The sequence below is a fragment of the Streptomyces sp. NPDC048718 genome, from assembly GCF_043198875.1.
GTDB lineage: Bacteria > Actinomycetota > Actinomycetes > Streptomycetales > Streptomycetaceae > Streptomyces.
In genome coordinates this window covers 45,898-59,866 of sequence record NZ_JBICVG010000021.1, presented here as the reverse complement: position 1 = coordinate 59,866, position 13,969 = coordinate 45,898, and the positions used below count along the sequence as shown (strand labels likewise).

The 13,969-nt window shown below is 74.5% G+C and carries 11 protein-coding genes; 6 read left to right on the top strand and 5 right to left on the bottom strand.

Translation table 11 applies throughout. The annotated features are described in order from the left end of the window. Positions 1-53 precede the first annotated feature (53 nt). Positions 54-593 (bottom strand): gamma carbonic anhydrase family protein, encoded by a 540-nt coding sequence (locus ACGFRB_RS30390; protein ID WP_393247620.1) that lies wholly within the window; start codon positions 591-593, stop codon positions 54-56. 182 nt (positions 594-775) lie between these two features. Here ACGFRB_RS30390 and ACGFRB_RS30385 point away from each other — a divergent pair, with 182 nt between their 5' ends. Next, positions 776-1,543 (top strand): acyltransferase, encoded by a 768-nt coding sequence (locus ACGFRB_RS30385; RefSeq protein ID WP_363007737.1) that lies wholly within the window; start codon positions 776-778, stop codon positions 1,541-1,543. A gap of 223 nt (positions 1,544-1,766) precedes the next feature. Further along, complete coding sequence (locus ACGFRB_RS30380) at positions 1,767-2,339, top strand: helix-turn-helix domain-containing protein (RefSeq protein WP_393247618.1); 573 nt, start codon at positions 1,767-1,769, stop codon at positions 2,337-2,339. A gap of 129 nt (positions 2,340-2,468) precedes the next feature. On the opposite strand, the gene ACGFRB_RS30375 is transcribed toward ACGFRB_RS30380, so the two are convergent. Then, positions 2,469-2,897, bottom strand: coding sequence for a CoA-binding protein (locus ACGFRB_RS30375; protein ID WP_363007741.1), 429 nt, complete (start codon positions 2,895-2,897; stop codon positions 2,469-2,471). Between the two features lie 151 nt (positions 2,898-3,048). Here ACGFRB_RS30375 and ACGFRB_RS30370 point away from each other — a divergent pair, with 151 nt between their 5' ends. From ACGFRB_RS30370 to ACGFRB_RS30360, 3 genes are all read left to right on the top strand, one after another. Further along, entirely contained in the window at positions 3,049-3,675 is a 627-nt protein-coding gene (locus tag ACGFRB_RS30370) for a YigZ family protein (RefSeq protein WP_393247616.1), read from the top strand. A gap of 150 nt (positions 3,676-3,825) precedes the next feature. Then, a complete protein-coding gene (locus tag ACGFRB_RS30365; protein WP_393247614.1) occupies positions 3,826-4,995 on the top strand; it encodes an exonuclease SbcCD subunit D in 1,170 nt (389 codons plus the stop codon). Next, a complete protein-coding gene (locus ACGFRB_RS30360; RefSeq protein ID WP_393247612.1) occupies positions 4,992-8,183 on the top strand; it encodes an AAA family ATPase in 3,192 nt (1,063 codons plus the stop codon). The genes ACGFRB_RS30365 and ACGFRB_RS30360 overlap by 4 nt, the downstream gene beginning before the upstream one ends. A 447-nt stretch (positions 8,184-8,630) precedes the next feature. On the opposite strand, the gene ACGFRB_RS30355 is transcribed toward ACGFRB_RS30360, so the two are convergent. Together ACGFRB_RS30355 and ACGFRB_RS30350 are read right to left on the bottom strand one after the other, a co-directional pair. Beyond that, entirely contained in the window at positions 8,631-10,463 is a 1,833-nt protein-coding gene (locus ACGFRB_RS30355; RefSeq protein ID WP_393247610.1) for a DUF885 domain-containing protein, read from the bottom strand. Positions 10,464-10,467: 4 nt separating this feature from the next. Beyond that, complete coding sequence (locus ACGFRB_RS30350) at positions 10,468-11,019, bottom strand: Lrp/AsnC family transcriptional regulator (RefSeq protein WP_393247608.1); 552 nt, start codon at positions 11,017-11,019, stop codon at positions 10,468-10,470. A 72-nt stretch (positions 11,020-11,091) separates the two neighbouring features. Here ACGFRB_RS30350 and ACGFRB_RS30345 point away from each other — a divergent pair, with 72 nt between their 5' ends. Further along, positions 11,092-12,306, top strand: coding sequence for a trans-sulfuration enzyme family protein (locus tag ACGFRB_RS30345; protein WP_393247710.1), 1,215 nt, complete (start codon positions 11,092-11,094; stop codon positions 12,304-12,306). A 54-nt stretch (positions 12,307-12,360) separates the two neighbouring features. Here the strand turns inward: ACGFRB_RS30345 and ACGFRB_RS30340 are convergent, their stop codons facing one another. After that, on the bottom strand, positions 12,361-13,917 hold the full coding sequence (locus ACGFRB_RS30340; protein ID WP_393247606.1) for a GNAT family N-acetyltransferase: 1,557 nt from the start codon (positions 13,915-13,917) through the stop codon (positions 12,361-12,363). Positions 13,918-13,969: the final 52 nt, after the last annotated feature.

Sequence of the window (13,969 nt, the reverse complement as noted above, 5' to 3'; positions counted from 1 at the left end):
CCCGGGGCCCCTCTCCGTACCGTCCCGGCCTTCCGGTCAGTGCCCCCGGGTCCCTACTCGCCGGCGAAGGCCTCGCCGTGGACCTTGGCGAGGTGCAGATACATCTCGGCGTTGAGCCGGATCCCGGCCCGCTCCTCCTCCGTCAGCGGACGGCGCACCTTCGCCGGAACCCCCGCGACCAGCGACCCCGGCGGCACCTCCATCCCCTGCGGGACCAGCGCCTGCGCCGCCACCAGCGAACCGGCCCCGATCCGGGCTCCGTTCAGGACCGTGGCCCCCATGCCGATCAGCACGTCGTCCTCGACGACACAGCCGTGCACGGTCGCGTTGTGACCGATCGTCACCCGCGCGCCGACCCGTACGGGAAAACCCGGATCCACATGAACGGTGCAGTTGTCCTGCACATTGGAGTCCTCGCCGATCTCGATCGGACCGCAGTCCGCGCGCAGCACCGCGTGGTACCAGATCCCGGCGCGCGCCCCGAGCGAGACCTCGCCGAGTACCACCGAGGTCGGCGCCGTGAAGGCCGTCGGATCGATCCGCGGCTCCTTGCCGCCCACACCCTTGATCAACGCCCCTGACCTGTCCGCCATCGTTCGCTCCTGCCATCTGAAGTCTGAATCCGAAGTCGTTCCTGAAACCGTGCCGCGGGGCGCGCCTCGCGCCTCGTGCCCGCGCACCTTAGGGCATGTCCTGCGGACCCTGGCCCCACCCATGACGGACATCACAGGGCACCCCGGTGATCAGCGCCGATCCCGCCGACTACGGTGTCCGGGTGCCCCGGAACAGAAACACGTTCTCGTCTTTGACCGCCTGGCGACGCCGTGCCGTCGCCCGCGCCCTGCAAGGGGGTTGGCGCTGGGTCCAGCAGGCGGGCGCCGTCACCGCCGAGCAGCCCGGGCGGCTGAATTTCCGCCGGATCGGCGAGGGTACCCGGCTCGCCTTCCCACAGGGCACCGTCTTCGGCGAGCGCTGGATCGAGATGGGCGCCTGCTGCATCATCGCCGAGCAGGTCACCCTGACCGCCGGCATGCTGCCCGACCTCGACCTCGGCACGGACACCCTGCTGACCCTCGGCGACGGTGTCGTCCTCGGCCGGGGCAGCCATGTCATCGCCGAGGCGCCCATCACCATCGGCTCGGACACCTACTGCGGGCCGTACGTCTACATCACCTCGACCAACCACAGTTACGACGACCCCGACGTCCCCATCGGCCGGCAGTGGCCCCGCTCGGAACCGGTCGTCATAGGCCCCGGCTGCTGGCTCGGCACCGGTGCGGTCATCCTGCCCGGTGCCCGGATCGGGCGGAACGTCGTGGTGGCCGCCGGGGCGGTCGTCCGAGGCGAGGTCCCCGACCACGCGGTGGTCGCGGGCGCGCCCGCGAAGGTCGTCCGCTCCTACGACCCGGAGAAGGGCTGGCAGCCACCGCTGCGCACCCCCGCGCCCCGGCCCATTCCGGCCGGAATGACCGCGGAGCAGCTGGCGGCGCTCGCCGGGCTCGAGCCCGAGGAGCTCACGTCCCTGGCCGAACTGGAGAGCTGACGGCGGTCGGCCGGCGACCGACGGCCGGCAGCGGAGGAACGGCGGCGGGGGAGTGACGCCCGGGCGGTGGCGGGCGTGGTCGGGCCAAGGCGGCCGGCCGGGGTGGCCCGGCGCGGGCCGGCCCGGCGCCGGGGGCCCGCCCAGTACAGTGCGGTGCACAATCCGGTGCACCGCACCGTAGTGCAGTCTGTTGGACCCGGTCATCCACCGTAGGGGACGGAACGTGTCGGACCTCGACCAGCTCACCCAGTCGCTCGCCCGCAACCTCCGGCGCTGGCGCAACGACCGGGGCTTCACCCTGGACACCCTCGCCGCCCGGGCCGGGGTCAGCCGCGGCATGATCATCCAGATCGAGCAGGCCCGCACCAACCCCAGCGTCGGCACCACCGTCAAGCTGGCCGACGCGCTCGGCGTCCCGATCACCACCCTGCTGGACCACGAGCAGGGCCCCCGGGTCCGTCTCGCCCCGCCGGACCAGGCCGTGCGGATGTGGTCCACCGACGCCGGAAGCGCCGGCACCCTGCTCGTCGGCACCGAGGCCCGCGGCCCACTGGAGCTGTGGCACTGGACCCTGATGCCGGGCGACGGCAGCGCCTCGGACCCCCACCCCGAGGGCACCGCCGAACTCCTCCACGTCACGGCCGGGACGCTCACCCTCGTCGTCGACGGCGAGGAGCGCACCGTGCCGGCCGGTACCTCCGCCGCCTTCGCGGGCAACGCGCCGCACGCCTATCGCAACGATGGGACGGAGCCGGCCGAGATGACCCTGGCCGTCTCGCTCCCGCCCGTACGCTGAACCGCCCGTACGCCGCCGGGCCGCCCGTACGCGGAACCGACCGTACGGCCGCGCCGCGCGCGTACCCCGTACCCGCTGTGCCCCACGCGCTCCCTCGCCCGGGCCCGGGCGCCGGGCCCCGGTGGCCGGTCAGCCGAGCTTCGGGATCTCGATGGCGGGGCAGTGGTCCATGACCATCTCCAGGCCCGCCTTCCGCGTCCGCGCGTACGCCTCCGTGTCGATCACACCGAGCTGGAACCAGACCGCCTTCGCGCCGATCGCCACGGCCTCGTCCGCGATCCCGCCCGCCAGGTCGCTGTTCACGAAGACGTCGACGACGTCCACCGGGAACGGGATGTCCGCCAGCGACGCGTACCCCCGCTCCCCGTGGACCGTCTCCGCCTTCGGGTGCACCGGGACGATCCGCTTCCCGAACCGCTGGAGGACCTTCGCCACCCCGTACGCGGCCCGCGCGGGGTTGTCGGAAAGCCCCACGACCGCCCAGGTGTCCCCGCTCTCGGTGAGGATCCTGCGGACGGCCTCCGCCTCGGCCTTGGCGCTCCCGCTCTCCACGCTCATGTGACGCTGCCTTCCCTGCCGCGGTGACACCCGGTGAAACCACCGGTCGCCCAGGTGAACACTCCGTGACCCTCGGTCATTCCCGCCGCTCCCGGAGCCCGGCGCCCCACCGGCGGCGGGATCCGCCGGCCGGGGCGCATAGGCTGGCGGAATGCAGGAGCAGTACCGCACGCTCGCCGCCGAGGGCGTCCACGAGACCGAGATCAACCGTTCGCGCTTCATCTGCGCGCTGGCGCCCGTCGCCTCCGAGGAGGAGGCGCAGGCGTTCGTCGCCCGGATCCGCCGCGAGCACCCGACGGCCACCCACAACTGCTTCGCGTACGTCATCGGCGCCGACGCCTCCGTACAGAAGGCGTCGGACGACGGCGAGCCCGGCGGCACCGCCGGAGTGCCGATGCTCCAGATGCTGACGCGGCGCGAGATGCGGTACGTCGCCGCTGTCGTCACCCGCTACTACGGCGGGGTGAAGCTGGGCGCGGGCGGCCTCATCCGGGCCTACGGCGGAGTCGTCGGCGAGGCCCTGGACGCGCTCGGCACCGTCACCCGCCGCCGTTACCGGCTCGCCACCGTCACCGTCGACCACCAGCGCGCCGGCAAGCTGGAGAACGATCTGCGGTCCACCGGCCGGCAGGTGATCGGGGTCGCGTACGGGGCCGAGGTCACCCTGGAGATCGGGCTGCCCGACGCGGACGTGCCACAGTTCACCGCCTGGCTCGCCGACGCGACCGCCGGCGAGGCCACCCTCGAACTGGGCGGCGAGGCGTACGGGGATGCCTGAGCCGGCTTCCGACCTGGCCCCCGACCTGGCTCCCGATCCGATTCGTGAGCCGGATCACAGGGCGGCCGGGGCCCAGGACGGCCGCGCGGCCGCCTCGGTGAACGGCTTCGCGGCGGGCGTTGTCGTACCCCACCGCTAGGCTCGCCCGTCATGAGGATTCTGCACACGTCGGACTGGCACCTGGGGCGCTCGTTCCACCGGGTCGCCCTGCTCGATGCCCAGGCCGCGTTCCTCGACCACCTGGTGGCGACCGTGCGGGAGCGCGAGGTGGACGCCGTCCTGGTCGCCGGTGACGTCTACGACCGGGCGGTGCCGCCGCTCGCCGCCGTCGAACTCTTCGACACCGCCCTGCACCGGCTCGCCGACGCCGGGGTGCCCACGGTGATGATCTCCGGCAACCACGACTCGGCCCGCCGGCTCGGCGTCGGCGCCGGACTCCTCGACCGCGCCGGCATCCATCTGCGCACCGACCCGGCGGGCGCCGGCACCCCCGTCGTCCTCGCCGACCGCCATGGCGACGTCGCCTTCTACGGTCTGCCCTACCTCGAACCCGCCCTGGTCCGCGCCCAGCTGGGCGCCGCCCGGGCCGGTCACGAGGCCGTGCTCGCCGCCGCCATGGACCGGGTGCGCGCCGATCTCGCGGCCCGCCCCGCCGGCACCCGTTCCGTCGTCCTCGCACACGCCTTCGTCGCCGGCGGCGAGCCGAGCGACAGCGAACGCGACATCACCGTCGGCGGTGTCGCCGCCGTGCCCGCCGGGGTCTTCGACGGCGTCGACTACGTGGCCCTCGGCCATCTGCACGGCAGCCAGACCCTCGCGCCGGGGATCCGCTACTCCGGCTCCCCGCTCGCGTACTCCTTCTCCGAGACCGCCCACCGCAAGACCATGTGGCTGATCGACCTCGGCGCCGACGGCACGATCGACGACGCCGAACGGATCGACTGCCCCGTGCCCCGGCCGCTCGCCCGCGTCCGCGGCCGGCTCGACGACCTGCTCGCCGACCCCGCCCTGACCCGGCACGAGGACGCCTGGCTGGAAGCGACCCTCACCGACCCCGTACGGCCCGCCGACCCGATGGCCCGGCTCACCGCCCGCTTCCCGCACACCCTCCATCTGGTCTTCGACCCCGACCGCACCGACGACGACCCGCTCGTCTCCTACGCCGACCGGCTGCGCGACCGCAGTGACCAGCAGATCGCGGAGGACTTCGTGGCCCACGTCCGCGGCGGCTCCGGACCCGACGAGGCCGAGCGCGCCGTCCTGACCGCCGCCTTCGACGACGTCCGCGTGGACACCGCCGAGCGGGAGGCCGGCCGATGAGACTCCACCGTCTGCGGGTCACCGCGTTCGGGCCGTTCGCCACCGCCCAGGAAGTCGATTTCGACGCCCTGTCGTCGGCCGGGCTCTTCCTCCTGCACGGACCCACCGGCGCGGGCAAGACCTCCGTCCTCGACGCGGTCTGCTTCGCGTTGTACGGAGCCGTCCCCGGCGCCCGCCAGAGCCCCGGCACCAGCCTGCGCAGCGACCACGCCGAGGCCGGCACCCCCACCGAGGTCCTCCTCGAACTCACCGTGGGCGAGCGGCGCCTGGAGATCACCCGCCGCCCCGCCCAGCCGCGCCCCAAGAAGCGCGGCACCGGGTTCACCCCCGAGAAGGCCCAGTCGTGGCTGCGGGAGTACGACGCGCGGGCGGGCGAGTGGCGGGCGCTCAGCCGCTCCCACCAGGAGATCGGCGAGGAGATCGGCACGCTGCTCGGCATGAGCCGGGACCAGTTCTGCCAGGTGGTCCTGCTGCCGCAGGGCGACTTCGCCCGCTTCCTGCGTGCCGACGCCGAAGCCCGCGGCAAGCTCCTCGGACGGCTCTTCGACACTCGCCGCTTCGCCGCCGTCGAGGAACGCCTCGCCGAACTGCGCCAGCGTGCCGCCCGCCAGGTCGGCGAGGGCGACGAACGGCTGCTTGCCCTCGCCCACCGGATGGCCCAGGCCGCCGGCCCGGCCTCGCCGGGCGCGGCCCCCGTCGAGCAGCGTCCCGGCGAACCGGGCCTCGCCGACGCCGTCCAGACCCGCGCCGCCCTCGCCCGCAGCGAGGCCCGTGAGGCCCTCGACATCGCCCGGCTGCGGCTCGCCGCCGCCGAAGGACGCCAGGACGCCGCCCGTACCGCCCTCGACGCCGCCCGCACCCACGCCGACCGGCAGGCACGGCACGCCGAGGCCCTGCGCCGCCAGGCCGAGCTCGCCGCCCGCCGCCCCCAGCGCGACCAGTGGCAGACCACCCTGGACCGTTCCCGGGACGCCGAACGGGTCGCCCCGGCACTGGCCCTGCGCGAGCACGCCGAGCGCGCCCACCGCACCGCCGCCGAGGCCCGCGACCAGGCCAGGGCCCGGCTCGTCGGGCTCGCGGCCGACACCGGCCAGGCCGTCGGTCACACCCCTGACCACAGCTTGGACCAGGCTTCCGGCCCGCTGCCGCCCGCCGGTCCCGCCCCCGACCACGCTCCCGGCCTGCTGACGCCCGCCGCGCTCGCCGACGCCGGAGCCGAACAGCTCACCGCCGCCGAACAGCGCCTGCGCGCCCGGCTCGCCGGCCTGGAGTCCGCCCGCCGTACCGAGCGCCGGTACGACGAGATCACCGCCGAGCGCGCCGCCCTCGACCGGGAGGCCCGCGCCGCGGAGGAGTCCGCCGAGGACGACGCCGGCTGGCTGGCCGGCTGGGAGCCGCGCCGCGCCGCGCTCCGGCAGGACGTCGAGGCCGCCCAGGAAGCCGCCGCCCGCGCCGAACAGCTCGCCGGCCGGCTTCAGCCCGCGCGCCATCGGCTCGCCGCCGCCCGCCGCCGCGACGATCTGGCCGCCGAACTCGCCGTCGCACGCGAGCGTCTGACCGGGGCCCGCGAGCGGCGCAACGAGGCCCATGAACACTGGCTCGACGTCAAGGCCCGCCGACTGCGCGGCATCGCGGCCGAGCTCGCCGCCGCCCTCGTCCCCGGCGCGCCCTGCCAGGTCTGCGGCTCCCCGGACCACCCCGAACCGGCCCGCGCCACCGCCGGCCAGGTCGACCGCGCCGCCGAGGACGCCGCCCAGGCCGCGTACACCCGCGCCGACGAGTTCCGTACGCGGGCCGAGACGGCCGTCGCCGCCACGACGGAGGCGTGGGAGGCCGCGCGCGAGCAGGCCCGGGCGGGCACCGGCCCGGCCGGCGCCGCCGATGCCGTATCCGACGGCCCCGCGTCCGGGGACACCACCTCCGGGGACCCGTCCGTCGCCGTTCTCGCGCGCGAGGCGGACGCACTGGCGCGGGCGCACGGGGAGGCCCATGCCATCGCCTCCCGTACCCATGCCGTACGGGAGGCCCTGGCCCGGGCGGAGTACGAGTACGAGCAGCGCTCCGCAGCCCAGCGCGAGGCCGAGCGGCGGGCCGCCGCCCGGACCTCCCGCCGTGAGGCCCTGGAGCGCGAACAGGCCGCCCTGGCCGAGGAGTTGGATCGCACCCGGGGCCGGTCCGGCAGCGTCGCCGCCCAGGCCGCGCTCCTGGAACGGTGGGTCGCCCGGCTGGCCGAGGCGGCCGGGGCGGTGCGGGCCGCCGAGACCACCGCCCGGGGCCTGAAGGAAGCCGACGACCGGCTGGCCCACGCCGCGTTCAAGGCCGGGTTCGACACCCCCGCCCAGGCCGCCGGGGCGCTGCTCGACGAGTCCGTCCGGCGCACCCTCCAGCAGCGCGTCGACGCCTGGCGGGCCGAGGCCGCCGCCGTCGCCGACCGGCTCGCCGAACCCGCGACCGCTGCCGCCGCCGCGCTGCCGCCCGCCGACCCGGCCGCCGCCGGGGCCGCGTACACCGCCGCCGAACGCGCCCTGCGCGAGGCCGCCACCGCTCTCGCCGCCGCACGCGAGCGGGAGACCGCGCTGTCCCGGCTGTCCCGGGACGCCGACACCGAGGTCCGCCGCCTCGGACCGCTGCGCGAGGAGTACGAACGGGTGGCCCGGCTCGCCACCCTCACCGCCGGCACCTCGGCGGAGAACGAGCGCCGGATGCGCCTGGAGTCGTACGTGCTCGCCGCCCGCCTCGAACAGGTCGCGGCCGCCGCCACCGCCCGGCTGCGGCGGATGTCCGCCGGTCGCTACACCCTGGTCCACTCCGACGCCCGCAGCGGCGGCCGGCGCGCCGGGCTCGGTTTGCACGTGGTCGACGCCTGGACCGGCGCCGAACGCGACACCGCGACCCTCTCCGGCGGTGAGACCTTCTTCGCCTCCCTCGCTCTCGCCCTCGGCCTCGCCGATGTCGTCACCGACGAGGCCGGCGGGGTCCGGCTCGACACCCTCTTCATCGACGAGGGCTTCGGCAGCCTCGACGACCAGAGTCTCGACGAGGTCCTCGATGTCCTCGACTCCCTGCGGGAACGCGACCGCAGTGTCGGCATCGTCAGCCATGTCGCCGACCTGCGCCGCCGGGTCCACGCGCAGCTGGAGGTCGTCAAGGAACGGAACGGCTCGGCGGTCCGGCAGCGGGGCGTCTGAGCCGCCCCGCGCACCCGCCGTCCCGCCGTCGGCCGTTCCTACCCTCTTCTTCTCCGGGACGAGGGGGCGGAAGCCGGCGAGAGCGGCTTCCAGGTCGCCCGCGACCGGATCCGCCGCGGGGAGAGGATGTTCCCTGCCCAACGCCTCCGCCGCGTCCAGCACGGCGGAGGCGAGTTCCTCGGCTGTCGTCCAGGCGACGACCCTCTTCTCCCCGGTGACGGTCATGTCGCCCAGGTCGAAACCGCTCGCGTCACCCTGGCCGGGCCGCACCGTGAAACGCGCGGAGGGCATTAATCGCCCTCTCACGGCCGCGCCGGCCCAGCGGCCCAGCCCGTTCCGTCACCGGCCCGGTCCGTTGGCCGCCCGGTCCGTCGCCGGTTCGTTGCCCGGCCCGGTCCGTCGCCCGTCCGGGCCGCGCGTTCCGACTTCCTCCGTCCCGTCGCCCGTTCAGAGCTTCGAGATCTCCTCCACCAGGTCGTCGAGCCCCAGCGGCCCCTGCGACAGCGCCGCCATGTGCCAGGCCTTCGCGTCGAACGCGTCGCCGTGTGCGGCCCGCGCGTTGGCGCGGCCGAGCAGCCAGGCGCGCTCGCCGAGCTTGTAGCCGATCGCCTGCCCCGGCATCGACAGATAGCGGGTCATCTCGCTCTCCACGAACGCCGGCGGCCGGCTGCTGTGACGCTGGAAGAACTCCTGGGCCAGCTCCGGCGTCCACCGCTCGCCCGGCCGGAACGGGGAGTCCGCCGGGATCTCCAGGCCCAGGTGCATGCCGATGTCCACGATCACCCGGCACGCCCTCATCATCTGCGCGTCCAGGTAGCCGAGCCGCCGCTCCGGGTCCTTCAGGAAGCCCAGCTCGTCCATCAGCCGCTCCGCGTACAGCGCCCAGCCCTCGGTGTTGGCGCTGATCTTCCCGACCGTCGCCTGGTACCGGGACAGCCGGTCGGCCACGTGCGCCCACTGCGCGAGCTGGAGGTGATGGCCCGGGACGCCCTCGTGGTACCAGGTGGACACCAGGTCGTACACCGGGAAGCGGGACTGCCCGTCCACCGGCAGCCAGGTACGGCCGGGGCGGGAGAAGTCCTCGGAAGGGCCGGTGTAGTACGGGGCCGCCGCGCCGCCCGGCGGGGCGATCCGCGACTCCACCCGCCGTACCCGCTCGGCCAGTTCGAAGTGGGTGCCGTCGAGCGCCTCGATCGCCTCGTCCATCAGGCGCTGTAGCCACTCGCGCACCTCGGCCACGCCCTCGATGTGCGCGCCGTGCTCGTCGAGGTGGGCCAGTGCCTGCCACGGGTCGGCACCGGGCAGGATCCGCTCGGCCTCGTGCCGCATCTCGCCGAGCAGCCGGTGGTACTCGGACCAGCCGTACGCGTACGCCAGATCGAGGTCCAGGTCGGTGCCGTTGAAGAAGCGCGACCAGCGCCGGTAGCGTTCCCGGCCGACGGTGTCGGGCGCGCCGGCCACGGCCGGGGCGTACACGTCCCGCATCCAGTCGCGCAGGGCGGCGACCGCCCGGTCGGCGGCCGCCCCCGCCGCGGCCAGCTCCCGGCGCAGCTCCTCGGGTACGACCTCGTCCGTGCCGCCACCCGTACCACCGCTCGCACCGCCACCGCTCGCGCCGACCTCGTCCGGGGCGTCGGCCTCGCTCGCGAAGGCCGCGAACCAGCCGCGGCCGGCCCCCTCGGCCGAACCGTCCGTACCGGCCGAGCCGTCCGTACCGGCCGAGCCGCTGTCGCCCTGGGGGCCCGCCTCGCCCGCCCACTCGGTGAGCTGCTCGACAAAGGTCCCCGTGGCCCGCGGCCCGCCCCGCATGCCCCGTTCCAGACCGAGCGCCAGCGACTCCCGATAGCCGTCGAGTGCCGCCGGAACCGCGCTCAGCCGGGCGGCGACGGCCGCCCAGTCCGCCACGGTCGCCGTCGGCATCACGGTGAAGGAGATCCGCACACTGTGCGCGGGGGAGCGCAGATTGCTCACCGTGCACAGGTTCTCGCCCGCGTCGTGGACGAGGAGCTGGGCCGTCAGCCGCTCCCGCAGCAGCCGGGCGCAGCGCCGTTCGGCCTCCTCCTGCGCGCCGGGGTGCCGCTCGGCCTCGTCGAGCCGTTCCAAGGTGCGCCGGGCGAGCGTGGCCAGGGCCTCTTGGCCGGCGGGGGAGAAGTCGGGCAGCCGACCCGCGCTCTCCCGGACTCCCAGATAGGTTCCGGTGATCGGGTCGAGTTCGATAAGCGCGTCGACGTAGTCGTCGGCGACCTGGCGGGGGAGCACGATGCGGGAAGTCTCTGGCATGAACTCATCCTGGCCCGTTCGCCGTTGCCGCGTCACCCTCGGACGATCTCCCGCGAAGCGAGTCGGCTGACAAATGAGCACCGGGGACGGGTGGCAGCAGCGGACCGCACTCCCACTGCTGGAAGATCAGCCGGGTCTCCACCCGGGCCACCTCGCGCCGTGACGTGAACTCGTCGAGCACCAGTCGTTGCAGGTCGGCGGGGTCCGCCACGGCCACATGGATCAAATAGTCGTCCGGACCGGTGAGATGGAACAGCGCCCGGGACTCCGGCAGGGCCCTGATCCGTTCCACGAACGGACCGATCAACTCGCGCCGGTGCGGGCGTACCTGGACGAGGAGCAGTGCCTCCAGGCTCCGGCCGAGTTTGGCCGGATTCAGTTGTAGCTGGTGCCCGAGAACCACTCCGGTGCGGCGCAGCCGGGTCACTCGGTCCAGACAGGTGGAGGCGGCGACTCCGACCTCGGCGGCGAGTGCCCGATAGGTGGTCCGGGCGTCGTTCTGCAGGAGGCGAAGAATGTGCAGATCGACCGTGTCCAGTACGACAGAATCGGCCATCGGCCGAACGTAGCACGGGATTTGGCCATTACCGGCCGGTTTTCGTTCACAGTTCCGCGCATGGACACCTCCATGGACGCCTTCGTCTCCTCTCCGTCGGCCGCCGCCCCCATCCGGGCCCTGGCCACCGAAGCCGTGCACGCAGGCCGCGACGACCTCGCGGAACTGGGGCTGCACGCACCGCCGCTCGATCTGTCCACCACCTACCCGTCGCACGACGCCCGGGAGGAGGCCGCCCGTATCGACGCGTTCGCCACCTGCGGCGCCCTGCCGGAGGGTTCGCCGGTCTACGCCCGGCTCGGCAACCCGACGACGGACCGTTTCGAGACCGCCCTCGCCCGTCTGGAGGGCACGGAGTCCTCGGTCGCCTTCGCCAGCGGCATGGCCGCGCTCAGCGCCGTCCTGCTCAGCCGGGCGAGCTTCGGTCTGCGGCATGTCGTCGCCGTCCGCCCGCTCTACGGATGCAGCGACCACCTGCTGAACTCACGTCTGCTCGGCACCGAGGTCACCTGGACCGATCCGGCCGGCGTCGCCGGTGCCGTCCGGCCCGACACCGGTCTGGTGATGGTCGAGACGCCCGCCAATCCGACCCTCGCCGAGGTCGACATCCGCGCCCTCGCCGACTCCTGCGGCTCGGTGCCGCTGCTCGTCGACAACACCTTCGCGACCCCGGTCCTCCAGCGGCCGATCGAGCTGGGCGCCCGGATGGTGCTGCACAGTGCCACCAAGTACCTGGGCGGTCACGGCGACGTCATGGGCGGGGTGGTCGCCTGCGACGAGGAACTGGCCGGGCCGCTGCGTCAGGTGCGGTTCGCCACCGGCGGGGTGCTCCACCCGCTCGCCGGGTATCTGCTGCTGCGGGGTCTGTCGACGCTTCCGGTACGGGTGAGGGCGGCCTCGGCGACGGCGGCCGAACTGGTCCGCCGGCTCGCCGCCGATCCGCGGATCGCCCGGGTGCACTATCCGCGCATCGGCGGCGCGATGATCGCCTTCGAGACACACGGCGACCCGCACGAGGTGATCGCCGGGGTCCGGCTCGTCACCCCGGCGGTCAGCCTCGGCAGCGTCGACACCCTGATCCAGCACCCGGCCTCGATCAGCCATCGCATCGTGGACGCCGGTGACCGACACGAATACGGGATCGGCGACCGGCTGCTGCGGATGTCGGTCGGTCTGGAGGATGTCGAGGACCTGTGGAGCGATCTGTCCCAGGCCCTGGGCGCGATGCCCGGCGAGGCGGCGGAGGAGGCCGGCTCCCCGTACCGGGCGGAGACCGTGGGCGTCTGATTCCGTACCCCCTCTCAGTGCCCCTTCCGTGCCTCGCGGTCTCGCGGCGCCGGGTCAGCGGCGCTTGGCCCCTTGGCCCGGTGCCGTCCCCGCCGTCTCCGCAGGTTCCACGGCGGGGTCGCCGCCGGGGTCGCCGCCGGGGGCGGCGGCGGGGGTGGCGGGCGCCGGCTGGGGGGTCAGCCGGGCGGTGATGACGAGCGTGCCTTCCTCGACCTGGTAGTCGAGCGGCAGCCGCAGCGCCCGCATGGCCGCCACCATGCCGGTGTTGGACGCCTGGGTCACCGCGTACACGCTCGCGGAGCCCGCCTCGCCCGCCATCGCCACCAGCCGGCGCAGGAGTTCGGCGCCGATGCCGCGCCTTTGCCAGCCGTCCTCGACGAGCAGGGCGATCTCGGTCTCGTCGCCGTCCCAGAGCAGATGGCCGAGGGCGACGATCCGCCCGGAGGCCGTCTGCGCCGCGAGCGTACGGCCGAAGCGCGGGCTGAGCAGATGGTCCAGATAGCGGTCGGCGTCGGCGACCGGGCCGTGGTAGCGGGCCCGCAGGCTGCGGGCCGAGCAGCGGTCGTGCAGGGCGCGGGCGGCCGAAAGGTCGCGCCGGTCGGCACGGCGGACCGTGATCCGTTCGCCCTTGGTCAGGGTGAGCACCGCCCGGTGGGGCGGGACGCGCGGGCCGAGCCGGGCGTCGAGTTCGACCAGTGCCCGGGCGCGGGCGAACTCGGTGGGAGTGAACGGCAGATAGGGGCGCTCGATGATCAGGGTGCCCCCGTCGGGATCGCGCAGCCGCATCGTGGTCTTCGCCAGGACGCCCTCCACGGGGGCCACCACGCCGGACGGCCGCCCGCCCAGCGAGGTGGGAGGCACCGAACGCAGGGTGCACCTGCCGAGCAACTGGCGCAGAGCCAGGGGTAGTTCGGCGGAGTCGAGAGCGGTGCGGGTGGCGAGTCCGAGCACCCGGGTCGGCGCGTCCACCAGATCGTGGGCGTCGGCTCGCTCGGTCCAGGTGCCGGTGCCGCCGGCCGCGCCGACCGCCCGGTCGAGGGTCTGCGCCACAAGGTCCGCGGGCGCCCGCAGGAGGAACTCGTCGACCGTGCCGTCGGCGAGCGGGTGGGTCTGCAGGGCCACGATGTCGACCTCGTGCCGGGCGAGCACCGTGCACAGGGCGGCCAGACTGCCTGGTGTGTCACGGACGGTGGTGCGCAGCCGCCACAGCGCCGTGCCCGCCGGGCTCGCTCCCGCCGGGTCCGTTCCCGCCGGGTCCGTGCCCGTCGGGTCCGCTCCGGCAGGGTCCCCCACGGGGGTGGGGACGCTGCCGGACACGGCGGCCGGCGGCAGCGGGGATCGCTCCCCGCTGCCGCCGGGATCGCCGGTGGGCGGCGCGTGACTGTGCCGGCGGGCCCACCAGGTGTGGAAGGCGGCCGTGGCGATCAGCGCGATCGCCGAGAAGACCAGCAGATACGGGCCGTCCGGCCCCTTGGCGACGGTCTTGGCGAGGGAGTCGGCCACCACCACCGCCGTGAACATCGCGGCCAGCTCGATCATGTCGTGCCGCCAGTGCGGGACCCGGCGGGCACTTCGGGGACGGGCGCTTCGGGCAGGGTGCGAGTCGGTCATGACCTCACTGTGGCCCAGCGGTGTTGCGTCGCCGCGAACACTTTGTGTCCGA

Excerpts from the sequence above, each read along its gene's own strand:
- ACGFRB_RS30390 (WP_393247620.1), bottom strand. The coding sequence starts at position 593 with ATGGCGGACAGGTCAGGGGCGTTGATCAAGGGTGTGGGCGGCAAGGAG.
- ACGFRB_RS30375 (WP_363007741.1), bottom strand. The coding sequence starts at position 2,897 with ATGAGCGTGGAGAGCGGGAGCGCCAAGGCCGAGGCGGAGGCCGTCCGC.
- ACGFRB_RS30370 (WP_393247616.1), top strand. The coding sequence starts at position 3,049 with ATGCAGGAGCAGTACCGCACGCTCGCCGCCGAGGGCGTCCACGAGACC.
- ACGFRB_RS30365 (WP_393247614.1), top strand. The coding sequence starts at position 3,826 with ATGAGGATTCTGCACACGTCGGACTGGCACCTGGGGCGCTCGTTCCAC.
- ACGFRB_RS30360 (WP_393247612.1), top strand. The coding sequence starts at position 4,992 with ATGAGACTCCACCGTCTGCGGGTCACCGCGTTCGGGCCGTTCGCCACC.
- ACGFRB_RS30355 (WP_393247610.1), bottom strand. The coding sequence starts at position 10,463 with ATGCCAGAGACTTCCCGCATCGTGCTCCCCCGCCAGGTCGCCGACGAC.
- ACGFRB_RS30350 (WP_393247608.1), bottom strand. The coding sequence starts at position 11,019 with ATGGCCGATTCTGTCGTACTGGACACGGTCGATCTGCACATTCTTCGC.
- ACGFRB_RS30345 (WP_393247710.1), top strand. The coding sequence starts at position 11,092 with ATGGACGCCTTCGTCTCCTCTCCGTCGGCCGCCGCCCCCATCCGGGCC.
- ACGFRB_RS30340 (WP_393247606.1), bottom strand. The coding sequence starts at position 13,917 with ATGACCGACTCGCACCCTGCCCGAAGCGCCCGTCCCCGAAGTGCCCGC.